3 protein-coding genes and 1 pseudogene are annotated in these 3,399 nt (G+C 59.1%); 2 read left to right on the forward strand and 2 right to left on the reverse strand.

Features of this window, described 5'->3' with window-relative positions; all coding sequences use genetic code 11:
- Positions 1–272 (reverse strand): annotated as a pseudogene (locus B3V69_RS19835) (FAD-binding oxidoreductase); the annotation flags it as partial.
- 858 nt (positions 273–1,130) lie between these two features.
- Here B3V69_RS19835 and B3V69_RS19840 point away from each other — a divergent pair.
- On the forward strand, positions 1,131–1,484 hold the full coding sequence (locus B3V69_RS19840) for a c-type cytochrome (RefSeq protein WP_296449275.1): 354 nt from the start codon (positions 1,131–1,133) through the stop codon (positions 1,482–1,484).
- A 344-nt stretch (positions 1,485–1,828) separates the two neighbouring features.
- Here the strand turns inward: B3V69_RS19840 and B3V69_RS19845 are convergent, their stop codons facing one another.
- Positions 1,829–2,863 carry an AraC family transcriptional regulator gene (locus B3V69_RS19845; protein WP_296449278.1) on the reverse strand — a complete coding sequence of 345 codons (1,035 nt, stop codon included), beginning with the start codon at positions 2,861–2,863 and terminating at the stop codon, positions 1,829–1,831.
- 171 nt (positions 2,864–3,034) lie between these two features.
- On the opposite strand from B3V69_RS19845, the gene B3V69_RS19850 reads away from it, so the two are divergent.
- Positions 3,035–3,399: carboxylesterase family protein (locus tag B3V69_RS19850; RefSeq protein WP_296449281.1), on the forward strand; the 365-nt coding region annotated here is incomplete at its 3' end.

Raw genomic sequence — 3,399 nt, forward strand, 5'->3', positions numbered from 1 at the left:
ACGCCATCGGGCACCGGGGGCAGGGCGCCAAAGCGCTTGCGGATCCAGTCCCCAAAGCTCTCGCCCAGCGCCATGGCAAAACGGGTGTCGGCGTCGGTTTGAATCAGCGGATGCGTGGGCAGGCGCGAGGCCGGAACCTGCGCCAGCATCGCGTCGCGCGTGGCGTCAACTCCGGGCAGGCCTGGTCCCAGGCGGGCGTTCATCATGGCGCGCGCGGCCTCGTTGAGGTCCATCGAGGTGGCATCGTCGCCCCAGCCATTCCATCGTCGCATGCCTTGCTCCTTTTCGCTTCAGTATGAAGCCGACTGTAGAACAAGGCCACCGGTTTGCCATTTCGCGATGCCGCCAATTGCTTGTGCTATCGCGCCAAGTTGGGGGCTTTCTCTTTACTAACTTTATGAGTTTTCGGCCTCTAGCCCTCGTGGAATATGCGTTATACGCTATTAATTTGATAGCTATTTAGCGTTATTGACCCGTGATCCGAGTGAACACATCGGTTGTGAATCGGGTCATCGATGGATGCCGAGGGACGAGACAGGTTGTGCTGGATCTGGTGTGGTTGTTCGGGCGAGGTGGGTCGGCTTCCAGTTAAGACTGCGGCCCGTCACTTTTACCCGAAGCAGTCGTGCAACGTTGAAGGTGAGGCACAGACAAGAGGTGAAGCCTGTTGTCTGTGGCCGACCAGTTACCGGGCGTAGCACTTCTGCATTGCTGCAGAGCGTTCGGCTCAGCAAGGTCCGCATGCTGCTTGGAACAAGCAAGTTGACGGTTGAGCAAGTGCGTGAACGGTGGGTTATGTTGATACGACCGCACCGAGGTGCCTGATGCGCACATTGATGGGGGCCACGCCACCCGCGGCGTCAAACGAATGCCACGCGCATGGTCATTGCGCTGCCGCTTTGACCCAGATCAGAGAAGTTTCGTATTTCGCCGACGTGCACCCCGAATCAGAGCAACATAACAGCGCTTCTGTTTATCGGGATGGCTCTATCTCCAGACTTGTTTCTTGTCTGGTTGCGTGTGAGCAATGCGGCGACGCAGCGTTCCCCGACCGGCAGACGCATGTCTGTATCCATCTTGATATTCATCCGTGAACTGAAATGAACGGAATTGCATAGGAGAACCTCGCAATGAAACTTTCGATCCCCCAAAAACTAATCCCCCTTTCGGTCATTGGTATTGCGGCGGCAGCGTTTTCTGGCATGTCCTACGCCGCAGTCAATGCCGAGGCCGCCACGGCATTGATCAAGACAAGCGGTTGTTTGAAATGCCATGCGATAGACAAGGACAAGACGGGGTCATCGTTCAAGAAAATTGCCGCGAAATGGAAGGGCAAGGGCGACGCGGAAGCGAAGCTGGTCGATAACCTCACCAAGTCACCCAAGGTCAAGCATAAAGACGGTACCGAAGAGGAACACAAGGTCATCGAGACCAAGGACATGGGCGAGATCAAGAATGTCGTCGGCTGGATTCTGTCCCAGTAAGGGGCGAATGACCGTTCATCAGTCGGTTGAGCGTGGTAGACGCCTTGATTCAAAGCGATTCAGGCCTCCAGCCCGCGTGGAATAGGCGCGATAAGCTATTAAAAAGATAGCGCAACGCGGGCAGCTGGCTTCAACGCCAAGTCGCCCCGCTATCATTCCGCGATGCCGTCAACTGTTTGTTCCATCGCGCCACGCGCCATAGCAACGGCGGCGAGTTGCTGCAAGCGCGCCACCCGCGTGAGGTCGGCATCGTGGCCTAAGTGGTGCGCCAAAGCATCTCGGGTCGGCTGGGGCGCGGCGTGGTCAAGAGCTGGCAAGGGACGGGGCCGGGGCAATACCGGGCCTCAGTGCTTCCTGGCTAATGCGCCGGAGCCCTCCAGCATCTGGCTGCGGTACAAGCCAGGGGGCACGCCAAACCATCGTTTGCAGGCCCGAAAGAAATTGCTCTGATCCACAAAACCCAGCAAGTCCGACACCTGCGCCAGCACATAGTGGTTATCGGCCAGGTATTTTTGGGCCAGCTCGGCCCGCACTTCATCCAGCAGGTTTTGAAACGATGCCTGCTCGGCCTGGAGACGTCGCTGCAGCGTTCGGTCAGTCATACACAGCAGGCGCGCAATTTCCTCGCGCCGGGGCTCGCCGTATTGCAGTCTGGCCATCAGGTGGCGGCGCACCTGCGCGGCGATGCTTTGCGCACCCAAGTCATGCAGCCGGTGCGCAATGAGTTGCTCATGCACGGCCAGCATGGAGGGGTTATGGCTGGGCAAGGCCGCCGTCAGGTCGTCCGCCTTCAACAGCAGGCGGGTGGCGTTCTGATTGAAGCTGATGGCACACTGAAATGCGTCCCGATAGGGGTCTAGGCTCACCGGCAGGGGAAACGCAAATTCGGCCGCCAGCGGTTTCAAGTCCTGGCGGGTAAGCCAGTTGCACAGCATCAGCACGGTCAGCAGCCCGTATTCCGTGCGCTGGTGCGGCACCGGCCGCTTGTTGCCAACGTGTCCCAAGGCCAAAGCATAGCCAGCGTCCACCGCTTCCACCGTGAAGGTGGCCGCGTCAGACACCACTGCCATTGATTTCGCCATGCCATGCAGACCGGACAGCAAGGTCGGGCTCGACACCATCGCATACCCCACCAGATCAAAGTTCCCATACTTGGCAGCCAGCTTGCGCGATAGCCCCAAGGTGGTCTTGCCGGACCGCGCCACCGCCAGATCCCACAGCTCGCTGATATCGTCGGCCGGGTAGCGGGCATCCGGATCATCGAGCTTTTTCATATTCAGTTGGGTCGCGGCAAAGAGCGCGGGCACATCGAGTCCCTCGGCCTCAAACATGCCGGCCACACCTCTTAGCCACGCGGCGGAACTGGTGCGCTCCATCATGCGCAAGCGATCCGCGCAATGTGCCGCGAAGTCAGTAAATTGGCGCGCTTGTGATAGTGCAACTGAGGGCCCCCGTTCCTAGAATATTTGTGTGCGTTGTCGTGCCTGCGCAGTCTCTGCCGGTTTGCCTGGCAACGCAAGTCAAGACTTACCCCAACATGGAGACACAAGATGATTTTCAAAACCAGACAACTGCTATGGGTTGGTGCTGTATTGGCCGCCAGTTTGAGCGCCTGCGGTGGCGGCTCAACCGCCGCCAACGATCCGACCGTGCGTGCAACGGCGAATGGCCAAGTTCAAGGCGTGGATGACTCGCTGAACTCAGGCACCTATTTCTGGAAAGGCCTGCCGTTCGCCAAGCCGCCCACCGGTGCGCTGCGCTGGAAGGCGCCGGTTGAGCCAGACCCCTGGACCGGTATTGTCCAAACCAAGACGTTTGGCAACGCCTGCATCCAGTACGGGCGCATTTACGGCCCGGGCGCCAACAACAAGTACGACGCCACGATTGGCACCACGCTCAATACAGCGGTGGGCAG

The organism is Rhodoferax sp. UBA5149, assembly GCF_002413825.1.
Classification (GTDB): Bacteria; Pseudomonadota; Gammaproteobacteria; order Burkholderiales; family Burkholderiaceae_C; genus Rhodoferax.